This window comes from Streptomyces sp. NPDC002867, assembly GCF_053591895.1.
This window is the reverse complement of the sequence record NZ_JBSFUR010000011.1, coordinates 111553-136507: the sequence shown is the minus strand read 5'-3', so window position 1 is coordinate 136507 and position 24955 is coordinate 111553. Positions and strand designations below refer to the sequence as shown.

Here is a 24955-nt window from a genome sequence, read left to right as displayed (position 1 = left end):
CGTCGAAACCCGGCGTACCAACGAGGAGATCGGTTTCGTGACGATCCGCGTAGGCATCAACGGCTTCGGCCGCATCGGTCGTAACTACTTCCGCGCGCTGCTGGAGCAGGGTGCAGACATCGAGATCGTGGCTGTCAACGACCTGGGTGACACCGCGACCACGGCCCACCTGCTGAAGTACGACACCATTCTCGGCCGTCTCAAGGCCGACGTGTCCCACACCGCCGACACGATCACCGTCGACGGTCACACCATCAAGGTGCTCTCCGAGCGCAACCCCGCCGACATCCCGTGGGGCGAGCTGGGCGTCGACATCGTCATCGAGTCGACCGGCATCTTCACCAAGAAGGCCGACGCCGAGAAGCACATCGCCGGTGGCGCCAAGAAGGTCCTGATCTCCGCCCCCGCCAGCGGCGAGGACATCACCATCGTGATGGGTGTCAACCAGGACAAGTACGAGCCGGCCAACCACCACGTCATCTCCAACGCCTCCTGCACCACCAACTGTGTGGCGCCGATGGCCAAGGTCCTGGACGAGAACTTCGGCATCGTCAAGGGCATGATGACGACGGTCCACGCGTACACGAACGACCAGCGCATCCTGGACTTCCCGCACAAGGACCTGCGCCGCGCCCGTGCCGCCGCGGAGAACATCATCCCGACCTCGACCGGTGCCGCCAAGGCCACCGCCCTGGTCCTCCCGCAGCTCAAGGGCAAGCTGGACGGCATCGCCATGCGCGTCCCGGTCCCCACGGGCTCCGTCACCGACCTCGTCCTCGAGCTGGACCGCGAGGTCACCAAGGACGAGATCAACACCGCCTTCCAGAAGGCCGCCGAGGGGCAGCTGCAGGGCGTCCTGGAGTACACCGAGGACCCGATCGTCTCCTCGGACATCGTGAACTGGCCGGCCTCCTGCACCTTCGACTCCTCCCTGACCATGGTCCAGGGCAAGCAGGTCAAGGTCGTCGGCTGGTACGACAACGAGTGGGGCTACTCCAACCGCCTCGTCGACCTGACGGTCTTCGTCGGCAACCAGCTCTGATCAGTACTCTCTGATCCGAACTGCAACGAGAGCACCAAGATGTGAGTGGCAGGGCTCGGGCAGCGCGACGCAGCGCCGTTCGAGCCCTGTCGCGCGTGCAGAGCCCTTCGAGGAGTCGCAGAACATGAAGACCATCGACCAGTTGCTGGCCGACGGGGTCACGGGCAAGCGGGTATTCGTCCGCGCCGACCTCAACGTCCCGCTCGACGGCACCACCATCACCGACGACGGCCGCATCCGCGCCGTCCAGCCGACGATCGCGAAACTCGCCGAGGCCGGCGCGCGTGTCGTCGTCGCCTCGCACCTCGGCCGCCCCAAGGGCGCCCCGGACCCCGCCTTCTCGCTCGCCCCCGCCGCGGCGCGGCTCGGGGAACTGCTCGGGACCGACGTCGCCTTCGCGACCGACACGGTGGGCGAGTCCGCCCAGGCGGTCGTGGCGGGCCTGGCCGACGGCCAGGTCGCGGTCCTCGAGAACCTCCGCTTCAACGCCGGCGAGACCGCCAAGGACGACGCCGAGCGTGGCGCGTTCGCGGACCGGCTCGCCGCCCTCGCGGACGTCTACGTCGGCGACGGCTTCGGCGCCGTGCACCGCAAGCACGCCTCCGTCTACGACCTCCCGGCCCGGCTGCCGCACGCCGCCGGCCACCTCATCGCCACCGAGGTCGGCGTCCTGAAGAAGCTCACCGACGAGGTGAAGCGGCCGTACGTCGTCGTCCTCGGCGGCGCCAAGGTCTCCGACAAGCTCGCGGTCATCGACCAGCTCCTCGGCAAGGCCGACCGTCTGCTCATCGGCGGCGGCATGGCCTACACCTTCCTCAAGGCCAAGGGCTACGAGGTCGGCATCTCCCTCCTCCAGGAGGACCAGATCCCGACCGTCACCGAGTACATGGAGCGCGCCGAGAAGAACGGCGTCGAGCTCGTCCTTCCGGTCGACGTCCTGGCCGCCTCGGAGTTCCCCGACCTGAAGACCAAGGCCCCGGCCGACTTCACCACGGTCGACGCCGACAAGATCCCCTCCGACCAGGAGGGCCTCGACATCGGCCCGAAGACCCGCGAGCTGTACGCTGCCAAGATCGCCGACGCCGAGACCGTCTTCTGGAACGGTCCGCTGGGCGTCTTCGAGCACCCCGACTACGCGGGCGGCACCCGCGCGGTCGCCCAGGCCCTCGTCGACAGCTCCGCCTTCACCGTCGTCGGCGGCGGCGACTCGGCCGCCGCCGTGCGCACGCTCGGCTTCGACGAGAACGCATTCGGCCACATTTCGACCGGCGGTGGCGCGAGCCTCGAGTACCTCGAGGGCAAGACGCTTCCCGGCCTCGCCGCACTGGAGGACTGAACACCTGTGAGCACTCGCACCCCGCTGATGGCGGGCAACTGGAAGATGAACCTCAACCACCTCGAGGCCATCGCCCACGTCCAGAAGCTCGCCTTCGCGCTCAACGACAAGGACTACGACGCCGTCGAGGTCGCCGTCCTGGCGCCCTTCACCGACCTGCGGTCCGTGCAGACCCTGGTCGACGGCGACAAGCTCAAGATCAAGTACGGCGCCCAGGACATCTCCGCGCACGACTCCGGCGCCTACACGGGCGAGATCTCGGGCCCGATGCTGGCCAAGCTGAAGTGCGCCTACGTCGCCGTGGGCCACTCCGAGCGCCGCCAGTACCACGCGGAGACCGACGAGATCTGCAACGCCAAGGTGAAGGCCGCGTACAGGCACGGCCTGACCCCGATCCTGTGCGTCGGCGAGGGCCTGGACGTCCGCAAGGCCGGCAACCAGGTCGCATACACGCTCGCCCAGCTCGACGGCGGCCTGAAGGACGTCCCGGCCGAGCAGGCCGAGTCCATCGTGATCGCGTACGAGCCGGTCTGGGCCATCGGCACCGGCGAGGTCGCCACCCCCGAGGACGCGCAGGAGGTCTGCGGGGCCATTCGCGGCCGTCTCGCGGAGCTGTACAGCCAGGAGCTGGCCGACAAGGTCCGCATCCAGTACGGCGGCTCGGTGAAGGCCGGGAACGTCGCCGCGATCATGGCTCAGCCCGACGTCGACGGCGCCCTGGTGGGCGGCGCGGCGCTGGACGCGGACGAGTTCGTCAAGATCGTCCGCTTCCGCGACCAGTGAGCGACAGGTGAGCGACCGGTGAGTATGCGCTAGCGCGGATCCGGCGTACCCTTGCGGGGGCCGAGGCTCACAGTGCCACTCTGCGGCTCCGCCGCGTGGCGAGCCCGGCCCCCGCAGTACATATCGGTGTCAGTCCTGATCAGTCCGAGGAAGTTGGTCCAGCCGTGGTTATGGGGTTCTCGATCGCCCTGATCGTCTTCAGCCTGCTGCTGATGCTGCTGGTGCTGATGCACAAGGGGAAGGGCGGCGGCCTCTCCGACATGTTCGGTGGCGGCATGCAGTCGTCCGTCGGCGGCTCGTCGGTCGCCGAGCGCAACCTCGACCGCATCACCGTCGTGGTCGGTCTGCTGTGGTTCGCGTGCATTGTCGTACTTGGCCTGCTGGTGAAGCTGGACAGCTGACCCGTCTCTTTCCCGTCCCGGCCTGGGGTGTAACTCCAAACACTGGACGAGCGTTGGGCCTTACGTAGACTGGGGCACTCGCGGCGCAGCCGCTGTGAGACGCTGTGCAGCACCATCACGCAGGGAGTTACGACCGTGGCAAGTGGCAACGCGATCCGGGGGAGCCGGGTCGGAGCGGGGCCGATGGGCGAGGCAGAGCGGGGCGAGTCCGCACCGCGCCTCCGCATCTCCTTCTGGTGCTCCAACGGGCACGAGACGCAGCCGAGCTTCGCCAGTGACGCACAGGTCCCCGACACCTGGGACTGCCCGCGGTGCGGGTTCCCGGCAGGCCAGGACCGGGACAACCCGCCGGACCCGCCGCGTACCGAGCCGTACAAGACGCACCTCGCGTACGTGCGCGAGCGGCGCAGCGACGCGGACGGCGAGGCGATCCTCGCGGAGGCGCTCGCCAAACTGCGGGGCGAGATCTAGACGTTGAGTCCGGCCGGCACCGAGGGGTGCCGGCCGGACTTCGTCGTTCCGAGCCCCGGCCCGGCCGCTTCTCGCCGTCCCGCGTCCCGCTGACACGTCATCCGCCCGCCTGATCAATTAGGTTGGAGACGCAGCGGGGCATGCAGGCAGGTACGAGAAGAAGTGGGCTGATGTCCGAGATGAACGCAGAACGTCCTACGAGGCTCCACCAGATGTCGCCATGGGTCGCTCTCGGCAAGCACCGCGAGCAGCTGGGCGACACCCACCTGCGGGAGCTCTTCGCCGCCGACGCCGGGCGCGGCAGCGGGTACACACTCCAGGTCGGTGATCTGTACCTCGACTACTCCAAGCACCTCGTCACGGACGAGACGCTGGCGCTGCTGCGCGAGGTGGCGGGGGCCACCGGAGTGTTCGAGCTGCGCGACGCCATGTTCCGCGGCGAGAAGATCAACACCACCGAGGACCGCGCGGTCCTGCACACCGCGCTGCGCGCCCCGCGCGACGCCGTCATCGAGGTCGACGGCGAGAACGTGGTGCCCGCCGTGCACGCCGTGCTCGACAAGATGGCCGCCTTCTCCGACCGGATCCGCTCCGGCGAGTGGACCGGCCACACCGGAAAGCGCATCCGGAACGTGGTCAACATCGGCATCGGCGGCTCCGACCTCGGTCCCGCGATGGCGTACGAGGCGCTCCGCTCCTACACGGCGCGCGAGCTGACGTTCCGTTTCGTCTCCAACGTCGACGGGGCCGACCTCCACGAGGCCGTGCGCGACCTCGACCCGGCCGAGACGCTGTTCATCGTCGCGTCCAAGACCTTCACCACGATCGAGACCATCACCAACGCCACCTCCGCGCGCAACTGGCTGCTCACCGAGCTGGGCGCCGGCCAGGAGGCCGTCGCCGAGCACTTCGTCGCCCTGTCGACGAACGCGGAGAAGGTCGCCGATTTCGGCATCGACACGGCGAACATGTTCGAGTTCTGGGACTGGGTCGGCGGCCGCTACTCGTACGACTCCGCCATCGGTCTCTCGCTCATGATCGCCATCGGCCCGGACCGCTTCCGGGAGATGCTGGACGGTTTCCGCCTCGTCGACGAGCACTTCCGCACCGCCCCCGCCGAGGCCAACGCGCCGCTGCTGCTCGGGCTGTTGGGCGTCTGGTACGGGGCCTTCTTCGACGCCCAGTCGCACGCGGTCCTGCCGTACTCGCACTACCTGTCCAAGTTCACGGCGTACCTCCAGCAGCTGGACATGGAGTCCAACGGCAAGTCCGTCGACCGCGACGGCAACCCCGTCGACTGGCAGACCGGCCCCGTCGTCTGGGGCACGCCCGGCACCAACGGCCAGCACGCCTACTACCAGTTGATCCACCAGGGCACGAAGGTCATCCCGGCGGACTTCATCGGCTTCGCCCGGCCCGTCGGCGACCTGCAGCCCGGTCTGGTCGCGCAGCACGACCTGCTCATGGCCAACTTCTTCGCGCAGACGCAGGCCCTGGCCTTCGGCAAGACGCCCGAGGAGGTGCGGGCGGAGGGCGTCCCGGAGGAGCTGGTGCCGCACAAGACCTTCCGCGGCAACCACCCCACCACCACGATCCTCGCGGACGGGCTGACCCCCTCCGTGCTGGGCCAGCTCATCGCACTGTACGAGCACAAGGTCTTCGTCCAGGGCGCCGTCTGGAACATCGACTCCTTCGACCAGTGGGGCGTCGAACTCGGCAAGGTCCTCGCCAAGAAGATCGAGCCCGTCCTGACGGAGGGCAGGGGCGGCGAGCAGCTCGACAGTTCGACCGCAACGCTGGCCGCCCGGTACCGGGCACTGCGCGGCCGCTGAGCCGATGCGGGGGGAGAACGCGGTGCGGCTGCGGCCGCCGGAGAACCGGCTGAACGAACGCGTCGTCGGCTGGTGGCGCACGCAGTGCCTGCTGACGACGGCCGTCCCCGTGGCCGTCCTGGGCGTCCTGGGCGCGGTCATCGAGCCTGCACGCCCCTGGCTGTGGGGACCGGCCGCCGCGGTGGCCGTCATCGGCCTCACCGGCACCGCGTTCCTCCCCGCCTGGTGGTACCGGGTGCATCGCTGGGAGATCACCGACGAGGCGGTGTACGTGCGCACGGGCGCCCTGTGGCAGGAATGGCGGATCGCCCCGATGTCCCGCATCCAGACCGTGGACACGGTCCGCGGGCCGCTGGAGCAGGCATTCAGGCTCGCCACGGTGACCGTCACGACCGCCTCCTCCAAAGGGGCGATCAAGATCGAGGGGCTCGACCACGAGCTCGCCGCGGACCTCGCCGAGCGGCTGACCCGGATCACCCAGGCCACGCCCGGGGACGCGACATGAGCGAGCCCGGCGGGCCGGACGGCGAGTGGCGCCGGCTGGACGGGCGGACGGTCCTCGTCAACGCCCTGGTGACGGCGGGCGTCGCCGGCGGAGCCGGACTGCCCGCCCTGTTCGGCCTGCTGGGCGGCATACCGCTGTGGCAGGCCCTCGGCTGGGTGCTGGGCGGCGCCGTCCTGCTCGTCGCCGCCGCCACCGGCGCCGACTACGTCCGCTGGCGCCGGACCCGCTACCGCGTCGGACCCGAACGCGCCGAGCTCCACACCGGCCTGCTGCTCGTCAAACGACGCTCCCTGGCCCGCGAGCGCATCCGCAGCGTCGACCTCACCGCCGGCGTCCTGCTGCGCGTCCTCGGCCTCGTCCGGGTACGGATAGGCACGGGCGAACAGACCGGCGGCGGCGAGTCCACGCTGGAACTGGACGCCGTCTCCCGGGCGGAGGCCGAACGGCTGCGCACGCACCTGCTGGCCCGCACCGCCACGCCGGGGGCGGACCCCTCGGCCGACGGCGTCCTCGCCGCCCTCGACCCCGCCTGGATCCGGTACGCGCCGGTCTCCTTCGTCGCCCCGCTGCTCGGCGGCGCGGCGGCCGGCGCCGTGATGCAGGTCAGCGAGTGGTTCGGCGCCCAGGCCGAGGTCATCCACTGGATATGGGGACGCTTCCGGGACACCCCGCTGGTCTGGATGATCGTCGTGCTCGCCGGTGCGGCGATCGTCACGGGCGTCGTGGGCGCGCTGGGCCTCTGGACCGAGATGTGGTGGAACTACCGTCTGGAGCGCGAACCGGGCGGGACTCTGCGCGTGCGGCGGGGCCTGCTCACCGCCCGCTCGACGTCGATCGAGGAACGGCGCCTGCGCGGGGTCGACCTCGTCGAGCCGCTGGGCGTGCGGCTGGTCGGAGCGGCCCGCCTGGACGCGGTGGCCACCGGGCTCGTCAAGGACGGCGAGGACGAACACGCCGACCGCCGGACCCTGCTGCCGGCGGTGCCGCGGGCGCTCGCCGACGAGGTGGCGGCGCGCGTGCTGCGCGAGCCCGTCGCCCCGACCGCCGCGTCGCCGCTGACACCGCATCCCCGCGCCGCCCGCGGCAGGCGGCTGCGCTGGGCCCTGACAGGGGCGCTGCTCCCGGCCCTCGTCCTGGCGCTGCTGGAGTGGTGGCTCACGCCGGTGCTGGTGTGGATCGCGGTGGGCTGGACGGCTGCGGCGGTCCCGGTGTCGCTGCTGCTCGCGCTCGACGCGTACCGGAGCCTGGGCCACGGCATCGCGGGGGCGTACCTGCTGACCCGCTCGGGCACGGTACGGCGCAGCACAGTGGCGCTGCAGAGGTCGGGGGTGATCGGCTGGACGGTCCGGCAGTCCGTCTTCCAGCGCCGCGTGGGCCTGATCACGCTGACGGCGACGACGGCGGCGGGCGCGGGGGCGTACGACGTGCGGGACGCAGGGGAGGGGGAGGGGCTGGTGTTCGCGGCGGAGGTGGTGCCGGGGGTGCTGGAGCCGTTCCTGCGCGGCGGGCCGGGCTGACGGGGGCGCGGCCCGAGAGCGCGGCGCGCTTGCGGGGCTCTGCCCCGGGCCCCGCGCCTCAATCGCCGGCGGGGCTGGAGGGGCTGGAGGGGTTCCCGTGCCGCGAACGCGTGCGGGGCTGGAAGTGTTCCCGTGCCTGGAATGCGTGCGGGGCTGGAGTGTCCCCGCGCCGAAATCGCCGGCGGGGCTGGAAGCATCCGCCGTGCCGCGACGCCCACCAGGGCGACGGGCTGGACTTGCCGTGCTGGGCGAATCCAGCCCGTCCGGGGCGCTCTCCCACGGCCGCCAGGCCGTAGGGACACCGCGCGAAGCGCGATGCGGGGCCCGGGGCTAGGCCGAGGCCGGTGGGTACAGCGCGCGGGGGAGTTGGGACGCCGCCGCCGCGTCCAGCAGCCACAGCGTGCGACCTCTGCCGTACGCTCCCGCCGCCGGCGCCTGGATCTCGCCCGCGCCCGACAGCGCGATCTGGACCGCCTTCGCCTTGTCCTCGCCCGCCGCGAGCAGCCACACCTCGCGCGCCGCGCGGATGGCGGGCAGCGTGAGCGAGACCCGCGTCGGCGGCGGCTTCGGCGCCCCGTGGACGCCGACGACCGTGCGCTCCGTCTCGCGGACCGCGGGCAGTTCGGGGAACAGCGACGCCACGTGCGTGTCGGGTCCCACCCCCAGCATCAGCACGTCGAACGTCGGCACCGGACCGTGGTCCTCCGGCCCGGCCGCCGAGGCCAGTTCGGCCGCGTAGGCCGCGGCCGCGGCGTCCACGTCCGAGCCGTACGGCCCGTCCGACGCCGGCATGGCGTGCACCCGCGCCGGGTCCACCGGCACCCCGTCCAGCAGGGCCTCACGGGCCTGCGTGACGTTGCGCTCGGGGTCGCCGTCCGGCAGGAAGCGCTCGTCGCCCCACCACAGGTCGAGCCGCGACCAGTCGATCGCGTCCCGCGCGGGGGCCGAACTCAGCGCGGCCAGCAGGCCGTTGCCGTTGCGGCCGCCCGTCAGGACCACCGACGCCGAACCGCGGGCGGCCTGGGCGTCCACGATCCTCGTGATCAGCCGGGCCGCCGCGGCCTGCGCCATCAGTTCCTTGTCGCGGTGCACGACCAGTTGCGGCGCGCTCACTTCGCCGCCGCCTTCTTCGCCGGAGCGGCCTTCTTCGCGGGCGCCGCCTTCTGCTCCGCCGGGGTGGCCTGCTCCGCCGGGGCGGGCTCGGCCGCCGAAGCCACCTCCGCCACCGGATCGCTCAGCCGGTGCACCCCGTACCGCAGCGCCGACGCGTACGTGTCGTCCGGGTCGAGCCGCCGCAGTTCCTCCGCGATCAGCTCGGCCGTCTCACGCCGCTTGAGCGCCACCGCGCGGTCGGGCTGGCCGTGGATGGACAGGGTCGCGAGCGACCCGTCCGGCCGGTCCAGCACGATCGGCCCGCAGGTGGATTCCATCCGGACCGAGGTGAGGCCGGGGCCCGCCGAAAGCGACCGCTTCACCGGCACGTCCAGCCGGTCCGCGAGCCACATGGCCAGCAGTTCGCAGCTCGGGTTGAACTCCTCGCCCTCCACCTCGACCGACGTCACCTTGCAGGTGACCTGGTCCAGAGCGGCCGCGAGCATCGAGCGCCACGGCGTGATCCGGGTCCAGGACAGGTCGGTGTCGCCGGGGCTGTACGCCTCGGCGCGGGCGGTGAGCTCGTGCACCGGGTGCTCGGCCGCGTACGTGTCGGTCACGCGACGCTGCGCCAGCGCGCCCAGCGGGTCGGACGCCGGGTCGGTCGGCGCGGTCACCGGCCACCAGACGACGACGGGCGCGTCGGGCAGCAGCAGCGGGAGCACCACGGACTGCGCGTGGTCGGTCACCTCTCCGTACAGGCGGAGGATCACCGTCTCGCCGGTGCCGGCGTCGGCCCCGACGCGGACCTCCGCGTCGAGCCGTGCCTTGGCGCGGTCGCGCGGGGAGCGCGAGACGCGCTTGATGACGACGAGGGTGCGCGAGGGGTGCTCGCGCGACGCCTCGTTGGCGGCCTTGAGCGCGTCGTAGGCGTTCTCCTCGTCGGTGACGATGACGAGGGTGAGCACCATGCCGACGGCGGGGGTGCCGATCGCGCGACGACCCTGCACCAACGCCTTGTTGATCTTGCTGGCCGTGGTGTCCGTGAGGTCGATCTTCATGGCCGGCGCCAGCTCCGTCCGTCTCGTGCGAGCATCTCGTCCGCCTCGGTGGGCCCCCAGGTACCCGCGGGGTACTGCGCGGGCTTGCCGTTCGTGTCCCAGAACTGCTCGATCGGATCGAGGATCTTCCAGGACAGCTCGACCTCCTCGACCCGCGGGAAGAGGTTGGAGTCGCCGAGCAGGACGTCGAGAATGAGGCGTTCGTACGCCTCGGGGCTGGACTCGGTGAACGACTCGCCGTAGGCGAAGTCCATCGAGACGTCCCGTACCTCCATGGAGGTGCCGGGCACCTTGGAACCGAAGCGCAGGGTCACGCCCTCGTCCGGCTGGACGCGGATGACCAGGGCGTTCTGGCCCAGCTCCTCCGTGGCCGTGGAGTCGAACGGGGAGTGCGGGGCGCGCTGGAAGACGACCGCGATCTCGGTGACGCGGCGGCCCAGCCGCTTGCCGGTGCGCAGGTAGAAGGGGACGCCCGCCCAGCGGCGGTTGTCGATCTCCAGCTTGATCGCGGCGTACGTGTCGGTCTTCGACGCGGGGTCGATGCCGTCTTCCTGGAGGTAGCCGACGGCCTTCTCGCCGCCCTGCCAGCCGGCCGCGTACTGCGCGCGGACCGTGCTGGTCGCCAGGTCCTTGGGCAGCTTGACCGCGCCCAGCACCTTGGTCTTCTCGGCCGCGAGCGCGTCCGCGTCGAAGGAGGCGGGCTCCTCCATCGCGGTCAGCGCGAGCAGCTGGAGGAGGTGGTTCTGGATGACGTCACGGGCGGCGCCGATGCCGTCGTAGTAGCCGGCGCGGCCGCCGATGCCGATGTCCTCGGCCATCGTGATCTGCACGTGGTCCACGTACGAGCGGTTCCATATCGGCTCGAACAGCGTGTTCGCGAACCGCAGCGCCAGGATGTTCTGGACGGTCTCCTTGCCCAGATAGTGGTCGATCCGGAAGACCTCGTTGGGCGGGAAGACCTCGTGGACGACCTGGTTGAGCTCCTTGGCGGAGGCCAGGTCGTGACCGAACGGCTTCTCGATGACCGCGCGGCGCCAGGAGCCTTCCGTCTGGTCCGCCAGTCCGTGCTTCTTCAGCTGCTGCACGACCTTGGGGAAGAACTTCGGCGGCACGGACAGGTAGAACGCGAAGTTCCCACCTGTGCCCTGCACCTTGTCCAGGTCCTCGATGGTCGACTTCAGCCGCTCGAAGGCGTCGTCGTCGTCGAAGGTGCCCTGCACGAAGCGCATGCCCTGGCTCAGCTGCTGCCAGACCTCCTCACGGAACGGCGTGCGCGCGTGCTCCTTGACCGCGTCGTGGACCTCCTGGGCGAAGTCCTCGTCCTGCCACTCGCGACGGGCGAAGCCGATGAGCGAGAAGCCCGGCGGCAGCAGCCCCCGGTTGGCGAGGTCGTAGACGGCGGGCATCAGCTTCTTGCGGGACAGGTCCCCGGTGACGCCGAAGATGACCAGGCCCGACGGCCCCGCGATACGCGGGAGCCGTCGGTCTGCAGCATCACGGAGCGGGTTGGCTCCGCCAATACCGGACAAGGTAGGTCAGCCCTCCGACGGTGCGAGGCGCTTGAGCTCGGCCTCGGTCGACTTCAGCAGGTCGTTCCAGGACGCCTCGAACTTGTCGACGCCCTCGTCCTCGAGGAGCTGGACGACGTCGTCGTAGCCGATGCCCAGCTTCTCGACCGCGTCGAGGTCGGCGCGGGCCTGCTCGTAGGTGCCACGGACCGTGTCGCCGGTGATCTGGCCGTGGTCGGCCGTCGCGTCGAGCGTGGCCTCCGGCATGGTGTTGACGGTGCCGGGTGCGACCAGCTCGTCGACGTACAGCGTGTCCTTGTACGCCTTGTCCTTGACACCCGTCGAGGCCCACAGCGGACGCTGCTTGTTGGCCTGCGCCTTGTCGAGCGCGGCCCAGCGGTCGCTGCCGAACACCTCCTCGAACGCCTGGTAGGCGAGGCGGGCGTTGGCCAGAGCGGCCTTGCCGCGGGCCTCCTTGGCCTCGGGGGTGCCCAGGGCGTCCAGGCGCTTGTCGATCTCGGTGTCCACGCGGGACACGAAGAACGACGCCACCGAGTGGATCTTGGACAGGTCCAGGCCGCGCTCCTTGGCCTTCTCCAGACCGGCCAGGTAGGCGTCCATGACCTCGCGGTAACGCTCCAGCGAGAAGATCAGCGTCACGTTCACGCTGATGCCGAGGCCGATGACCTCGGTGATCGCCGGCAGACCCGCCTTGGTGGCCGGGATCTTGATGAGCGTGTTCGGGCGGTCCACCAGCCATGCCAGCTGCTTGGCCTCGGCCACCGTCGCCTTGGTGTTGTGCGCCAGGCGCGGGTCGACCTCGATGGAGACCCGGCCGTCCTGGCCGTCGGTCGCGTCGAAGACCGGACGCAGGATGTCCGCCGCGTCGCGCACGTCCGCCGTGGTGATCATGCGGATGGCTTCCTCGACCGTCACCTTGCGGGCGGCGAGGTCCTCCAGCTGCTGGTCGTAGCCGTGACCCTCCGAGATCGCCTTCTGGAAGATCGACGGGTTGGTGGTGACACCGACGACGTGCTGCTGGTCGATCAGCTCGGCGAGGTTGCCGGAGGTGATCCGGGTGCGGGACAGGTCGTCCAGCCAGATCGCCACGCCTTCGTCGGAGAGGCGCTTGAGTGCGTCTGTCATGAGAGTTGCATCTCCTACTTGTCGTATACCGGCGTCAGCGCGCGGCGGCTTCGATCGATTCCCGCGCGGCAGCGGCGACCGCGTCCGCGGTGAAACCGAACTCGCGGAAGAGGACCTTGCCGTCGGCCGAGGCACCGAAGTGCTCCAGCGAGACGATGCGTCCTGCGTCGCCGACGTAGCGGTGCCAGGTCAGGCCGATACCGGCCTCGACCGCGACGCGCGCCTTGACCGACGGAGGAAGCACCGCGTCCCGGTACCCCTGGTCCTGCTCCTCGAACCACTCGACGGACGGCATCGAGACCACCCGGGTCGGCACACCGGCGGCCTGGAGCTGCTCGCGGGCCTCGACGGCCAGCTGCACCTCGGAGCCCGTACCGATCAGCACGACCTGCGGCTCGCCGCCGTCGGCCTCGAACAGCACATAGCCGCCCTTGGCCGCGTCCTCGTTGCGCTCGTACGTCGGCACGCCCTGGCGGGTCAGCGCGAGGCCGTGCGGGGCGCCCACGCCGAACTCCTTGGTGTACCGCTTGAGGATCTCGCGCCACGCGATCGCGGTCTCGTTGGCGTCGGCCGGGCGCACGATGTTCAGGCCCGGGATGGCGCGCAGCGAGGCCAGGTGCTCGACCGGCTGGTGGGTCGGGCCGTCCTCGCCGAGGCCGATGGAGTCGTGCGTCCACACGTAGGTGACCGGCAGGTGCATCAGCGCGGACAGGCGCACGGCGTTGCGCATGTAGTCGGAGAACACCAGGAAGGTGCCGCCGTAGATGCGGGTGTTGCCGTGCAGCGCGATGCCGTTCATGACCGCGGCCATCGCGTGCTCACGGATGCCGAAGTGCACGGTGCGACCGTAGGGGTCGGCCTCCGGCAGCGGGTTGTCCGCGGGCAGGAACGACGACGTCTTGTCGATCGTCGTGTTGTTCGAACCGGCCAGGTCGGCCGAGCCGCCCCACAGCTCGGGCACGACCGCGCCCAGCGCCTGGAGGATCTTGCCCGAGGCGGCGCGGGTGGCGACACCCTTGCCCGTCTCGAACTCGGGCAGCTTCTCCTCCCAGCCCTCGGGCAGCTCGCCGGCCCGGATGCGGTCGAACTCCGCGGCGCGCTGCGGGTTGGCCGTGCGCCACGCGGCGAACGCCTTCTCCCACTCGCCGCGCGCCTCGCGGCCGCGGTCGAGCGCCTTGCGGGTGTGCGCGATGACCTCGTCGGAGACCTCGAAGTGCTGCTCGGGGTCGAAGCCCATGACGCGCTTGGTGGCCGCGATCTCGTCCTCGCCCAGCGCCGAGCCGTGCGCGGCCTCGGTGTTCTGCGCGTTCGGGGCGGGCCAGGCGATGATCGAGCGCATCGCGATGAACGACGGCCGGTCCGTGACGGACTTGGCGGCCTCGATCGCCGCGTACAGGGCGGCCGGGTCCAGGTCGCCGTTCTCCTTCGGCTCCACGCGCTGCACGTGCCAGCCGTAGGCCTCGTACCGCTTCATGGTGTCTTCGGAGATCGCGGTCTCGGTGTCGCCCTCGATCGAGATGTGGTTGTCGTCCCACAGCAGGATCAGGTTGCCGAGCCTCTGGTGACCCGCGAGCGAGGACGCCTCCGCCGAGATGCCCTCCTGGAGGCAGCCGTCACCGGCGATCGCGTACACGAAGTGGTCGAACGGCGAGGTGCCCGGGGCGGCCTCGGGGTCGAACAGACCACGCTCGTAGCGGGCGGCCATCGCCATGCCCACGGCGTTGGCGACACCCTGGCCGAGCGGGCCGGTCGTCGTTTCGACACCGGTGGTGTGCCCGTACTCCGGGTGGCCCGGGGTCTTGCTGCCCCAGGTGCGGAACGCCTTGAGGTCGTCCAGCTCCAGGCCGAAGCCGGCCAGGTACAGCTGGATGTAGAGGGTCAGGGACGAGTGGCCCGCGGACAGCACGAACCGGTCGCGCCCGGTCCAGTCGGCATCCGCCGGGTCGTGCCGCATCACCTTCTGGAAGAGGGTGTACGCGGCCGGCGCCAGGCTCATGGCCGTACCCGGATGGCCGTTGCCGACCTTCTGTACGGAATCCATGGCCAGGACGCGGACGGTGTCGACTGCCCGCTGGTCCACTGCGGTCCACTCGAGGTCTGTGGTGGTCGGCTTGGTGCTCACCCTGGGTCAGGGCTCCTCTCCACATGTCGAATCCCGGTGACGAGGGGTGCACCGGGCGCTGTCGAGCCTACCTTCGCAGCAATGCGCCCTTCTGCGAGAGCGCGTCTCACGAGATGGGTCGGACATTGTCAGAGTGCGGGTCCGGCGTGCCGTTCGCCTGTCGGGCCTGTATACGCGAGGCGTCGGGGACGGACTCAACACGTGCCCACCCCGGCGAAGATCGGCCTGTGGGCAACGTCTAGAGTGGCGTGGTACGCGCAAGTCTTCACGGGTCTTCACGCCCCCATCGCCCTTCGGACATGGGAGGTCCTCCCGGAGGCTTGCTGGGATTTTCTCTGTCAGGGGTGTGCGTGACGGCCGTCGAGTCCCGACCCGCAGGGGTCGTCTTGACTCCCAGCCCGGGGGGCCATCGGCCGTTCGGTGCCCGCGTCAAGGCATTCGTGGCGCTGACCAAGCCGCGGATCATCGAGCTGCTGCTGATCACCACCGTGCCGGTGATGTTCCTGGCCGAGCAGGGTGTGCCGGACCTGTGGCTGGTGCTCGCGACCTGCCTCGGCGGTTACCTCTCCGCCGGTGGCGCCAACGCGCTCAACATGTACATCGACCGCGACATCGACGCCCTGATGGACCGCACGTCCCAGCGCCCGCTGGTCACCGGCATCGTGTCGCCGCGCGAGGGCCTGGTCTTCGGCCTCGCCCTCGCCGTGATCTCCACGCTCTGGTTCGGGCTGCTCGTCAACTGGCTGTCCGCCGCCCTGTCACTCGGCGCGCTGCTGTTCTACGTCGTCGTCTACACGATGATCCTCAAGCGCCGCACCGCGCAGAACATCGTCTGGGGCGGCATCGCCGGCTGCATGCCCGTGCTGATCGGCTGGTCCTCCGTGACCGACTCGATGTCGTGGGCCGCAGTCATCCTCTTCCTCGTCATCTTCTTCTGGACGCCGCCGCACTACTGGCCGCTGTCGATGAAGGTGAAGGAGGACTATGCCCGCGTCGGCGTCCCGATGCTCCCGGTCGTCGCCGGGAACAGGGTCGTCGCCCGGCAGATCGTCGTCTACAGCTGGGTGATGGTCGCCGTCTCGCTGCTGCTGACCCCGCTCGGCTACACCGGCTGGTTCTACACGGCCGTGGCGCTGGCGACCGGCGGCTGGTGGCTGTGGGAGGCCCACGCGCTGCAGAACCGCGCGAAGAGCGGGGCGACGGGAGGCAAGCTCAAGGAGATGCGGCTGTTCCACTGGTCGATCACCTACGTGTCGCTGCTCTTCGTGGCCGTGGCGGTGGACCCCTTCCTGCGCTAGGTCGCGTCCGCGCGGCGTGGGGCAGACCACGTCGCCCCGCAGTCGCCAAGCGATCTACCCGCCGGTAGCATCCTGGCCATGGCAGACACCCAGATTGACGAGAGCGCGCAGGACGCCAAGCAGGCCGCGAAGGCCGAGCGCAAGGCGGCGAAGCTCGCCCAGCAGATCCGGTCGTTCTCCGAGGCGCACGGCGGCGCCGAGGGCCAGCTCGCGTACATCGGGCAGATGGGCACCCGCATCGTGCTCGTCGGCGAGGACGGCGGCTGGGGCGACCTCGTCGCGCCGAGTCACGCCGTCGCCGTGAGCGCGGCCGAGAAGTCCGGGATCACGCTCCACGAGTCCTTCGACGGCGACTTCGCGGCGAAGGTCCGCACCGGCCCGTACGAGTGGACCCGCATGGCGGGCATCCAGGTCGGCGGCCCGTCCGGCCGCTGAGCAACACCTCGCGCGGGGCTCACCCGTTAGGACTGTGGAAGCACGGTCCTAGACAGGGAGCTCCCGATGATCGACGCCGCGTCCTCAGTGCGTCTGGTCGACCAGTACTGCCACGGGGTGCTCCGTACGGAACTGGGCCTCGGCACCTTCGAGGCACTGCTCGGCCCCGGGGCCGGGACGCCGGCCGCGGGCACCACGTTCTTCGACAGCCAGACCGGCTTCGCCGTACGGCGCTGGTGCCCGCCCCTGCTCGGGCTCGAACCCCACTGCCCGCCCGCCCACTACCTGGCCCGCCGACGCGAGCTGGGAGCGATTGAGGCGGGCAGACGGCTGCTCCGCGGCACCGGCATCGACACCTACCTGGTCGACACCGGGCCTCCCGGGGACCTCGCCGGGCCGGGGGAGGTCGCCGCGGCGGGCGCGGCGGACGCCCGCGAGATCGTCCGCCTCGAACTGCTCGCCGAGCAGGTCGCCGACACCTCGGGCACGGTCGAGTCCTTCCTCGCGAACCTCGCCGAGGCGGTGCACGGGGCGGCCGGCTCCGCCGTCGCCTTCACCACCGTCGCCGCCGCGTCGGGCGGCGCCGCACGCGATCCGGAGCCGCCGGGGGCGGGGGAGGTGCGCGGGGCCGCGGACGCCTGGATCGCCGCCCGTCAGGCGGGCGCCCCGCTGACCGACCCGGTGCTGCTGCGCCATCTCCTGTGGATCGCCATCGCGTCGGGCCTGCCGGTTCAGATGCACCTGGGTGTCGGCGACCCGGTGCTGCTCGCGGGGTTCGCGGCGGCGACAGCCGGTCTCGGCACCGATCTGGTGCTGCTGCACGGCTACCCGCACCACCGCAGCGCCGCCCGCCTGGCGAGCGAGTACCCGCACGTGTACGCCGATCTGGGGCCCGCCGTGACCCGCACGGGAGCGCGGGCCGCCGGGGTGCTGGCCGAGATCCTGGAGCTGGCCCCGTTCGGGAAACTGCTGTTCTCGAGCGGGGCGCGGGGCCTGCCGGAACTGCACGTGGTGGGCGCCCACATCTTCCGCGACGCGATGAGCCGGGTGCTCGGAGGCTGGGTGGAGGACGGCGCGTGGGCGCGGTCCGACGCGCAGCGCGTGGCGGGGATGCTCGCGGCGGGCAACGCGCGGCGGGTCTACGGGCTCACCGCCGGGTGACGCCCCCGCGGTCCCGGCGCGTCACACGGTGGACAGCGCGCCGTCCGGCCGGGACGGCGTCGCCGTGTCCGAGGTCTCCCGCTCCCGCAGGCTCAGTGCCAGTCGCAGCACCGCGATCCACATCAGCGACGAGCCCAGCATGTGCACGCCCACCAGGATCTCGGGGACCTGGGTGAAGTACTGGACGTAACCGATCGCGCCCTGCGCCAGCACCACCAGCAGCAGGTCGCGCGCACGGGCCCGGATGTCGTCCGGGGCGTCCACCACCCGCAGCACCAGCCACATCGCCACGGCGAGCGCGCACACCACCCACGCCGCGATCGCGTGGACGTGCGCGGCGGCCGCCCAGTCCCATGGCATACGCGGCACGTCGCTGCTGTCGCCCGCGTGCTTCCCGGAGCCCGTCACCAACGTGCCCAGCACGATCAGCACCGCGGAGACCGCGACGATCGCCCACGACAGCTTGCGCACCGGACGCGGCACCCGGGGACGCGGCGCCGCGTCCCCCTCGCCGGTGCGCACCCAGGTGACGGTCGCGACCGTCAGGAGCGCGTTGGCGAGCAGGAAGTGCCCGGCGACGGACCACGGGTTCAGGCCGGCCCAGACCGTGATGCCGCCGATGACGGCGTTGCCCAGGACGATCCAGAACTGCAGCCACGCGAGCCGGGTCAGCCCCCGGCGCCGCGGCTTGACGGACCGCACCGCGATGATCGCCCAGCCCACCGCGGCCGACAGCACGTACGTCAGCATCCGGTTGCCGAACTCGATCGCGCCGTGGAGGCCCTGCTCGGGCGTGGCGAAGAGGCTGTCGTCCGTGCACTTGGGCCAGGTGTCGCAGCCGAGACCGGAGCCGGTCAGCCGGACGGCACCGCCCGTGACGACGATGAGCACGGTCATCAGGACGGCGGAGAGCGCCGCACGTCGCAGGATTTTGGGCGACGGTGTCCAGCGCTGGGCGATATAGGCGAGGGGGGTCTGCACGGGGCCTATCGTAGGCGGGGGCTTGTGCACCGATTCACGAGGGGTCGGGCGCGGGCGGGAACGTCATCCGGAAGCGTGCCCCGTCCAGGTGGTCCTCCTCCTCCCACCACAGGGCGAACCTCCACGGCACCCCGTCCGGCGGCCGGTCCGGCGAGTGCAGGAACGCGTCGGTCAGATCGGCGGCGACCGCATCCGCCGTGCGGTCCGTCATCGCGTCCGTCCCGCGCCACGGACACGCCATCGGCGTCCACGTCCCGTCGTCCGCGCGCACGTCGAACCGCCATACCGCCCGCCACGAGCGAGCCCGCAGGATGCGCCGCACCTCGGTCCGCTCCAGCGCCAGCCCCTCCGCGATCGCGTCCTTGGCCACGCCCTCGATCCGAGCGGCCAGGACCGCGAGCGGTACCAGCCGCTCGGGCAGCAGTTCGCGCTTGTGCAGCTGCGTGAGTCCGCCGTCGAAGGGGCAGCGCCGCAGCCTGCGCTCCAGCTGGTCCCCGAGATGGCCCAGCACGGCCGCGTGCGCGCGCTCGGCCGGCTCGGGCGTCCACACCGCGTGGAAGGCCCGCTCGGCCCGTACGGCCCACTCCGCCGCGTCCACCGGCCGGCCGAGCTCCTCCAGCCGGTCGCCGAGGAAGGCGTACGCCTGGGCGAGCCCCTCCCGGTTGCGCGGCTCGTCCCGGTCGAGGCCCTCCCACACGGCGATGGCCCGGTGGGTGGCCTCGACGGCGGCGAGGCCCGCGAGCCGGTCCTCGGCCGGTGGCTGCTCACCGTGCGGACGGAAGGCGTAGCGCGGCAGTCCGAGCTCGTCGCTGAGCGGCTCCGCGAGGTAGACGGCCTGGCTGATGAGGGCCCTGGCGTACCAGCGGGCGTGCTCGTCGTCGTGCCGTGCGGGCTCCGCGCAGTGCCGTACGGCCTGGTCGACCGCGGCCAGCGCGTCCGTGCGGCTGCCGGTGTCGAAGTGGTGCCGCGCCAGATCGCCGTACCGAAGGCTCAGTCTGGCGGTCAGGGACAGATCGTCCGCCGCGTGCGGGGCGAGCGCGGCGATGAGATCCGTCAGCATGCGCTCGCGTGCGCGGGGCGAGGCGCCGGGCCGGCCGGCCCTGATCTTCGCCCACTCGGCATCCAGCCGCAGTGCGGCAGTCCGCTCCATCCAGACCTCCAGTCGTGCCGGGTCCCGACAGGAGCATCCTGGCGCGCGCCTCACTCCCAGCGGAAGAGCCGGGCGGCCGCCCCGAGTCCGAGCAGTGCCCATACGGAGAGGATTCCTAGATCGCCCCAGGGCATGCCCGCGCCGTTCTGCAGAACGTCACGGAGTCCGTCGGACAGCGCCGAGATCGGCAGCAGGGCGAGGGCGGAGGCGACGGCGCCCGGGAACCTGTCCAGCGGAACGATCACGCCGCCGCCCACGAGGAGCAGCAGGAATACGAAGTTCGCGGCGGCCAGGGTCGCCTCCGCCCTGAGCGTCCCGGCCATCAGCAGCCCGAGCCCGGAGAAGGCCGCGGTGCCGAGGACGAGCAGCAGGAGCACGGCGAACGGGTTGCCGTGCGGGGACCAGCCGAGCGCGAAGGCGATCACGGTCAGCAGCACGATCTGCAGGATCTCGGTGACCAGGACCGAGAGCGTCTTGGCGCACATCAGCGCCCAGCGCGGCAGGGGCGAGGCGCCCAGCCGCTTGAGCACCCCGTACCGCCGCTCGAAACCGGTCGCGATCGCCTGTCCGGTGAAGGCCGTGGACATCACGGCGAGCGCGAGGACGCCGGGGGCGAGGAAGTCGACGGGCTCGCCGTCGCCGGTGTCGACGATGTCGACGGTCGAGAAGAGCACCAGCAGCAGCGACGGAATGACCACGGTGAGCAGCAGCTGTTCGCCGTTGCGCAGCAGCATCCTGGTCTCGAAGGCGGCCTGCGCCGCGATCATGCGGGTCAGCGGCGCCGCGCCCGGCCGCGGCGTGTACGTACCGGCGCTCATCCGCGCAGCTCCTTGCCCGTCAGCGTGAGGAAGACGTCCTCCAGCGTGTGGCGTTCGACCGAGATGCCGTCCGGCATCACGCCGTGCTGGGCGCACCAGGTCGTGACCGTCGCCAGCAGTTGTGGGTCGACCTGGCCGCTGATCCGGTACGCGCCCGGCGTGAGCTCGGCGGCTGCCGTGCCGTCCGGGAGCGCCTTGAGGAGCGAGCCGAGGTCGAGCCCGGGGCGACCGGTGAAGCGCAGGGTGTTCTCGGCGCCGCCACGGCACAGCTCCTCCGTGGTGCCGCGGGCTATCACCCGGCCCGCGTCGACGATCGCGACGTCGTCCGCGAGCTCTTCGGCCTCGTCCATGAAGTGCGTGGTCAGGACGGTGGTGACGCCGTCGGCGCGCAGTTCGCGCACCAGCTCCCAGGTGGCCCGGCGGGCCTGCGGGTCGAGCCCGGCGGTCGGTTCGTCGAGGAACACGAGCTCCGGCCGGCCGACGACGGCCATGGCGAGCGCGAGCCGCTGCTGCTGGCCGCCGGACAGGCGGCGGTAGGTCGTGCGGCCGCAGCTGCCGAGTCCGAGCCGTTCGATCAGGGCGTCCACGTCCAGCGGGTGGGCGTGCAGCTTCGCCATGTGGCGCAGCATCTCGTCGGCGCGGGCGCCCGAGTACACGCCGCCGGACTGGAGCATCACGCCGATCCGGGGACGCAGCCGGGCCGCGTCGGCGACGGGATCGAGGCCGAGGACGCGCACCGTGCCGGCGTCGGCGCGGCGGTAGCCCTCGCAGGTCTCGACCGTGGTGGTCTTGCCGGCTCCGTTGGGGCCGAGCACGGCGGTCACGGATCCGGTGGCGACGTCGAGGTCCAGGCCGTCCACCGCGGTCTTCGATCCGTACCGTTTGACCAGGCCCCGGATCTGGACGGCGGACTCGTTGCTCATGCGGGAAGTCTAAGGACCCGCCCGGACCGCTCGGGCCGCGGCCCCGGGCCCCGCCGCGCGCACCGGCCGGCGGCCAGGTCACGGGCCGGCCTGACCGGGGCCGTGGCCTGCCCTGACCGGGGCGCCGGCCGCGGTGAGGCGGCCGGAACGGGGAAGGATCACCGTATGCCCGTGCTCATCGGCACCTCCGGGTGGCAGTACAGGGACTGGCGCGGCGTCCTCTATCCCGAGGGCGTGCCCCAGCGGCTCTGGCTGGAGGAGTACGCGCGCCGCTTCGTGACCGTCGAGAACAACAACGCCTTCTACCGGCTGCCCGAGCGCAGGACCTTCGCCGAATGGCGTGAGCGCACGCCCGACGGCTTCGTCATGGCGGTGAAGGTCAGCCGGTTCCTCACCCACATCAAGCGGCTGAAGGATCCCGAGGAGCCCGTCGAGCGGCTCATGGGCCGCGCCGAGGCGCTGGGGGAGCGGCTGGGGCCCGTCCTGCTGCAGCTGCCGCCCACGCTCCGCGCCGACGCGCGGGCGCTGGACGCGGTGCTCGCCTGCTTCCCGCGCGGTGTGCGCGTGGCCGTCGAACCGCGCCACGACTCGTGGTGGACGGACGAGATCGCCGGGTTGCTGGCGGCCCGGGGTGCCGCCCTGTGCTGGGCGGACCGCGGCTCGCGGCCGGTGACCCCGCTGTGGCGGACGGCCGACTGGGGCTATCTGCGCTTCCACGAGGGCCGGGCGAGGCCGTGGCCGGGGTACGGGCGGCAGGCGCTCGCGTCCTGGGCGGACCGGGTGGCCGACGCCTGGCCCGACCGGGCGGACGTGTACGCGTTCTTCAACAACGACCCGGGCGGCGCGGCCGTCCGGGACGCGGCAGCGTTCACGCGGGCGGTGGTGGCGCGGGGCCGCACGGCGGTCCCTCCGGCGGCGGAGGGGGCCGGGCGCGAGCACCCCGGCGGACCTGCGAAGCAGGCGCCCGAGTGATCATTTCCGCAGGTCAGATTAGGTATGCCTAAGTGACGCACGGCACCGTGCGGTGATCCGGACGCGGCTTGTCACTCTCTGAGGAATTACGCAACAATGGCGTTGTGAAAAACGTAGGCGAGGCTCCCCACGAGGAACTCGCGACCGGCGAGCGCTCCACGCGCAACCGCGTCGCGCGCTCCATCCTGGACCACGGCCCGTCCACCGTGGCCGACCTCGCGGGCCGTCTCGGACTCACGCAGGCAGCCGTCCGCCGTCACCTCGACTCGCTCGTCTCCGACAATGTCGTGGAGGCACGCGAGCAGCGCGTCTACGGCGCGCGCACGCGCGGGCGCCCCGCCAAGGTGTTCGCCCTGACCGACTGCGGCCGCGACGCCTTCGACCAGTCGTACGACACGCTGGCCGTCGACGCCCTGCGCTGGATCGAGCAGCACGCCGGAGGAGAGTCGGCCGTCGCCGCCTTCGCCCGGGACCGGATCGAGGCCCAGGCCGACGCCTACCGCGCCGCCGTCGAGGCCGCGGCCCCCGAGGAGCGCACCGAAGCGCTGGCCAAGGCTCTCAGCGCCGACGGGTACGCTGCTACGGCCCGTACCGCGCCGGTCGGCGAGCAGCTCTGCCAGCACCATTGCCCGGTCGCCCACGCGGCCGAGAAGTACCCGCAGCTGTGCGAGGCGGAGACCGAGTTCTTCTCGAAGCTCCTCGGGACGCACGTGCAGCGGCTGGCCACGATCGCCCACGGCGACGGCGTCTGCACGACGTTCATCCCGCGCGGCTCTCCCCAGAGCGGCGCCGCACAGACCACCACATCACCAGCATCTGCAAGCACGGCCGGGAGGAACCCCGCATGACTCTCCCCACGGAGACTGCCCACCCCGAACTCGAGGGTCTGGGTAAGTACGAATTCGGCTGGGCCGACTCCGACGAGGCCGGCGCCGCTGCCAAGCGCGGTCTCAACGAGGACGTCGTCCGGGACATCTCCGCGAAGAAGAACGAGCCGGAGTGGATGCTGAAGCTGCGGCTGAAGGGTCTGCGGCTGTTCGACAAGAAGCCGATGCCGAGCTGGGGCTCGGACCTGTCGGGCATCGACTTCGACAACATCAAGTACTTCGTGCGCTCCACCGAGGCCCAGGCCGCCTCCTGGGAGGACCTGCCCGAGGACATCAAGAACACCTACGACAAGCTCGGCATCCCCGAGGCGGAGAAGCAGCGCCTGGTCGCCGGTGTCGCCGCCCAGTACGAGTCCGAGGTCGTCTACCACCAGATCCGCGAGGACCTGGAGGCGCAGGGCGTCATCTTCCTCGACACCGACACCGCGCTGAAGGAGCACCCGGAGCTCTTCCAGGAGTACTTCGGCACGGTCATCCCGGTCGGTGACAACAAGTTCGCGTCGCTGAACACGGCGGTCTGGTCCGGCGGGTCGTTCATCTACGTCCCCAAGGGCGTCCACGTGGACATCCCGCTGCAGGCCTACTTCCGTATCAACACGGAGAACATGGGCCAGTTCGAGCGGACGCTGATCATCGTCGACGAGGACGCCTACGTCCACTACGTCGAGGGCTGCACCGCTCCGATCTACTCCTCGGACTCGCTGCACAGCGCCGTGGTCGAGATCATCGTCAAGAAGGGCGGCCGCTGCCGCTACACGACCATCCAGAACTGGTCGAACAACGTCTACAACCTGGTCACCAAGCGCGCCGTGGCGTACGAGGGCGCGACCATGGAGTGGGTCGACGGCAACATCGGCTCCAAGGTGACGATGAAGTACCCGGCCGTCTACCTCATGGGCGAGCACGCCAAGGGCGAGACCCTGTCCATCGCCTTCGCGGGCGAGGGCCAGCACCAGGACGCCGGCGCCAAGATGGTCCACATGGCCCCGAACACCTCGTCGAACATCGTCTCCAAGTCGGTGGCGCGAGGCGGCGGCCGCACCTCGTACCGCGGTCTGATCGAGATCGGCGAGGGCGCCCCGGGCGCCAAGTCCAACGTGCTCTGCGACGCGCTGCTGGTCGACACGATCTCGCGCTCCGACACCTACCCGTACGTCGACGTCCGCGAGGACGACGTCTCCATGGGCCACGAGGCCACCGTCTCCAAGGTCTCCGAGGACCAGCTCTTCTACCTGATGAGCCGCGGTCTGTCCGAGGACGAGGCGATGGCGATGATCGTGCGCGGCTTCGTCGAGCCGATCGCCAAGGAACTCCCCATGGAGTACGCGCTGGAGCTCAACCGGCTGATCGAGCTGCAGATGGAAGGCGCGGTGGGCTGAGGCGCCCCGCCGACCCGATCACGTCCCTGGGGCTCACGCGGTGAGCCCCGTGAGCGGACCCCGGGCAGACCGGCCGCAGCCGGAGCCACAGGCTCCGGCCCGCGGCGGCCCCGCGGCCGAGCACACGCACTGAAC

General features: G+C 71.2%; 23 protein-coding genes. 14 read left to right on the top strand and 9 right to left on the bottom strand.

The window, feature by feature from the left end; genetic code table 11:
* Positions 1–37 precede the first annotated feature (37 nt).
* From gap to ACWD0A_RS13960, 8 genes are all read left to right on the top strand, one after another.
* Complete coding sequence (gene gap, locus ACWD0A_RS13995; RefSeq protein WP_307716065.1) at positions 38–1042, top strand: type I glyceraldehyde-3-phosphate dehydrogenase; 1005 nt, start codon at positions 38–40, stop codon at positions 1040–1042.
* 124 nt (positions 1043–1166) lie between these two features.
* Positions 1167–2378, top strand: a complete 1212-nt coding sequence (locus tag ACWD0A_RS13990; RefSeq protein WP_451297769.1) for a phosphoglycerate kinase — start codon at positions 1167–1169, stop codon at positions 2376–2378.
* A 6-nt stretch (positions 2379–2384) separates the two neighbouring features.
* Positions 2385–3161 (top strand): triose-phosphate isomerase, encoded by a 777-nt coding sequence (gene tpiA / locus ACWD0A_RS13985; protein ID WP_451297767.1) that lies wholly within the window; start codon positions 2385–2387, stop codon positions 3159–3161.
* Between the two features lie 170 nt (positions 3162–3331).
* Entirely contained in the window at positions 3332–3562 is a 231-nt protein-coding gene (gene secG / locus ACWD0A_RS13980) for a preprotein translocase subunit SecG (protein WP_177148920.1), read from the top strand.
* Positions 3563–3697: 135 nt separating this feature from the next.
* The gene (locus tag ACWD0A_RS13975; RefSeq protein ID WP_003957010.1) at positions 3698–4033 is read left to right on the top strand and encodes an RNA polymerase-binding protein RbpA; all 336 of its coding nucleotides are present in this window, start codon (positions 3698–3700) and stop codon (positions 4031–4033) included.
* A gap of 170 nt (positions 4034–4203) precedes the next feature.
* Positions 4204–5865 carry a glucose-6-phosphate isomerase gene (gene pgi / locus ACWD0A_RS13970; protein WP_451297765.1) on the top strand — a complete coding sequence of 554 codons (1662 nt, stop codon included), beginning with the start codon at positions 4204–4206 and terminating at the stop codon, positions 5863–5865.
* A 4-nt stretch (positions 5866–5869) separates the two neighbouring features.
* Positions 5870–6370 (top strand): PH domain-containing protein, encoded by a 501-nt coding sequence (locus tag ACWD0A_RS13965; protein ID WP_451297763.1) that lies wholly within the window; start codon positions 5870–5872, stop codon positions 6368–6370.
* Positions 6367–7887 (top strand): PH domain-containing protein, encoded by a 1521-nt coding sequence (locus tag ACWD0A_RS13960; RefSeq protein WP_451297761.1) that lies wholly within the window; start codon positions 6367–6369, stop codon positions 7885–7887. The genes ACWD0A_RS13965 and ACWD0A_RS13960 overlap by 4 nt, the downstream gene beginning before the upstream one ends.
* Positions 7888–8217: 330 nt before the next feature.
* Here ACWD0A_RS13960 and pgl read toward each other — a convergent pair whose 3' ends face one another.
* The 5 genes from pgl to tkt are packed head-to-tail and all read right to left on the bottom strand — an operon-like array spanning position 8218 to position 14816.
* Positions 8218–9000, bottom strand: coding sequence for a 6-phosphogluconolactonase (gene pgl / locus ACWD0A_RS13955; protein ID WP_451297759.1), 783 nt, complete (start codon positions 8998–9000; stop codon positions 8218–8220).
* Positions 8997–10040 carry a glucose-6-phosphate dehydrogenase assembly protein OpcA gene (gene opcA, locus ACWD0A_RS13950; protein WP_451297757.1) on the bottom strand — a complete coding sequence of 348 codons (1044 nt, stop codon included), beginning with the start codon at positions 10038–10040 and terminating at the stop codon, positions 8997–8999. The genes pgl and opcA overlap by 4 nt, the downstream gene beginning before the upstream one ends.
* Entirely contained in the window at positions 10037–11560 is a 1524-nt protein-coding gene (zwf, locus tag ACWD0A_RS13945; protein ID WP_451297874.1) for a glucose-6-phosphate dehydrogenase, read from the bottom strand. Before zwf ends, opcA begins: the two co-directional genes overlap by 4 nt.
* A gap of 15 nt (positions 11561–11575) precedes the next feature.
* On the bottom strand, positions 11576–12694 hold the full coding sequence (gene tal / locus ACWD0A_RS13940) for a transaldolase (protein WP_451297755.1): 1119 nt from the start codon (positions 12692–12694) through the stop codon (positions 11576–11578).
* A gap of 34 nt (positions 12695–12728) precedes the next feature.
* Positions 12729–14816: a transketolase gene (gene tkt / locus ACWD0A_RS13935; RefSeq protein WP_451297753.1), complete on the bottom strand. Its 2088-nt coding sequence runs from the start codon at positions 14814–14816 to the stop codon at positions 12729–12731.
* A 350-nt stretch (positions 14817–15166) separates the two neighbouring features.
* On the opposite strand from tkt, the gene ACWD0A_RS13930 reads away from it, so the two are divergent.
* The 3 genes from ACWD0A_RS13930 to ACWD0A_RS13920 all read left to right on the top strand — a co-directional run bounded on the left by ACWD0A_RS13930 (position 15167) and on the right by ACWD0A_RS13920 (position 17710).
* Complete coding sequence (locus ACWD0A_RS13930; protein WP_451297751.1) at positions 15167–16114, top strand: heme o synthase; 948 nt, start codon at positions 15167–15169, stop codon at positions 16112–16114.
* A 78-nt stretch (positions 16115–16192) separates the two neighbouring features.
* Positions 16193–16549 (top strand): hypothetical protein, encoded by a 357-nt coding sequence (locus ACWD0A_RS13925; protein ID WP_451297749.1) that lies wholly within the window; start codon positions 16193–16195, stop codon positions 16547–16549.
* Positions 16550–16615: 66 nt separating this feature from the next.
* Positions 16616–17710 carry an amidohydrolase family protein gene (locus tag ACWD0A_RS13920; RefSeq protein ID WP_451297747.1) on the top strand — a complete coding sequence of 365 codons (1095 nt, stop codon included), beginning with the start codon at positions 16616–16618 and terminating at the stop codon, positions 17708–17710.
* A 21-nt stretch (positions 17711–17731) separates the two neighbouring features.
* On the opposite strand, the gene ACWD0A_RS13915 is transcribed toward ACWD0A_RS13920, so the two are convergent.
* Genes ACWD0A_RS13915 through ACWD0A_RS13900 form a run of 4 tightly spaced genes read right to left on the bottom strand, consistent with a single transcriptional unit; the run spans position 17732 to position 21582 of the window.
* Positions 17732–18721: a COX15/CtaA family protein gene (locus ACWD0A_RS13915; protein ID WP_451297745.1), complete on the bottom strand. Its 990-nt coding sequence runs from the start codon at positions 18719–18721 to the stop codon at positions 17732–17734.
* A gap of 4 nt (positions 18722–18725) precedes the next feature.
* Positions 18726–19841, bottom strand: coding sequence for a hypothetical protein (locus ACWD0A_RS13910; RefSeq protein ID WP_451297743.1), 1116 nt, complete (start codon positions 19839–19841; stop codon positions 18726–18728).
* Positions 19842–19891: 50 nt separating this feature from the next.
* Positions 19892–20659: an ABC transporter permease gene (locus ACWD0A_RS13905; protein WP_451297741.1), complete on the bottom strand. Its 768-nt coding sequence runs from the start codon at positions 20657–20659 to the stop codon at positions 19892–19894.
* Complete coding sequence (locus ACWD0A_RS13900) at positions 20656–21582, bottom strand: ABC transporter ATP-binding protein (RefSeq protein WP_451297739.1); 927 nt, start codon at positions 21580–21582, stop codon at positions 20656–20658. Before ACWD0A_RS13900 ends, ACWD0A_RS13905 begins: the two co-directional genes overlap by 4 nt.
* Positions 21583–21747: 165 nt before the next feature.
* On the opposite strand from ACWD0A_RS13900, the gene ACWD0A_RS13895 reads away from it, so the two are divergent.
* From ACWD0A_RS13895 to sufB, 3 genes are all read left to right on the top strand, one after another.
* Positions 21748–22554 (top strand): DUF72 domain-containing protein, encoded by an 807-nt coding sequence (locus tag ACWD0A_RS13895; protein ID WP_451297737.1) that lies wholly within the window; start codon positions 21748–21750, stop codon positions 22552–22554.
* Between the two features lie 104 nt (positions 22555–22658).
* Positions 22659–23402, top strand: coding sequence for a helix-turn-helix transcriptional regulator (locus ACWD0A_RS13890; protein ID WP_177148859.1), 744 nt, complete (start codon positions 22659–22661; stop codon positions 23400–23402).
* Positions 23399–24820, top strand: a complete 1422-nt coding sequence (gene sufB, locus ACWD0A_RS13885) for a Fe-S cluster assembly protein SufB (protein ID WP_451297735.1) — start codon at positions 23399–23401, stop codon at positions 24818–24820. The genes ACWD0A_RS13890 and sufB overlap by 4 nt, the downstream gene beginning before the upstream one ends.
* Positions 24821–24955 lie beyond the last annotated feature (135 nt).

Excerpts from the sequence above, each read along its gene's own strand:
- secG (WP_177148920.1), top strand. The coding sequence starts at position 3,332 with ATGGGGTTCTCGATCGCCCTGATCGTCTTCAGCCTGCTGCTGATGCTG.
- ACWD0A_RS13900 (WP_451297739.1), bottom strand. The coding sequence starts at position 21,582 with ATGAGCAACGAGTCCGCCGTCCAGATCCGGGGCCTGGTCAAACGGTAC.
- ACWD0A_RS13895 (WP_451297737.1), top strand. The coding sequence starts at position 21,748 with ATGCCCGTGCTCATCGGCACCTCCGGGTGGCAGTACAGGGACTGGCGC.
- ACWD0A_RS13910 (WP_451297743.1), bottom strand. The coding sequence starts at position 19,841 with ATGGAGCGGACTGCCGCACTGCGGCTGGATGCCGAGTGGGCGAAGATC.
- pgi (WP_451297765.1), top strand. The coding sequence starts at position 4,204 with ATGTCCGAGATGAACGCAGAACGTCCTACGAGGCTCCACCAGATGTCG.
- tal (WP_451297755.1), bottom strand. The coding sequence starts at position 12,694 with ATGACAGACGCACTCAAGCGCCTCTCCGACGAAGGCGTGGCGATCTGG.
- opcA (WP_451297757.1), bottom strand. The coding sequence starts at position 10,040 with ATGAAGATCGACCTCACGGACACCACGGCCAGCAAGATCAACAAGGCG.
- sufB (WP_451297735.1), top strand. The coding sequence starts at position 23,399 with ATGACTCTCCCCACGGAGACTGCCCACCCCGAACTCGAGGGTCTGGGT.
- ACWD0A_RS13990 (WP_451297769.1), top strand. The coding sequence starts at position 1,167 with ATGAAGACCATCGACCAGTTGCTGGCCGACGGGGTCACGGGCAAGCGG.
- ACWD0A_RS13965 (WP_451297763.1), top strand. The coding sequence starts at position 5,870 with ATGCGGGGGGAGAACGCGGTGCGGCTGCGGCCGCCGGAGAACCGGCTG.
- ACWD0A_RS13905 (WP_451297741.1), bottom strand. The coding sequence starts at position 20,659 with ATGAGCGCCGGTACGTACACGCCGCGGCCGGGCGCGGCGCCGCTGACC.
- ACWD0A_RS13960 (WP_451297761.1), top strand. The coding sequence starts at position 6,367 with ATGAGCGAGCCCGGCGGGCCGGACGGCGAGTGGCGCCGGCTGGACGGG.
- ACWD0A_RS13925 (WP_451297749.1), top strand. The coding sequence starts at position 16,193 with ATGGCAGACACCCAGATTGACGAGAGCGCGCAGGACGCCAAGCAGGCC.
- ACWD0A_RS13920 (WP_451297747.1), top strand. The coding sequence starts at position 16,616 with ATGATCGACGCCGCGTCCTCAGTGCGTCTGGTCGACCAGTACTGCCAC.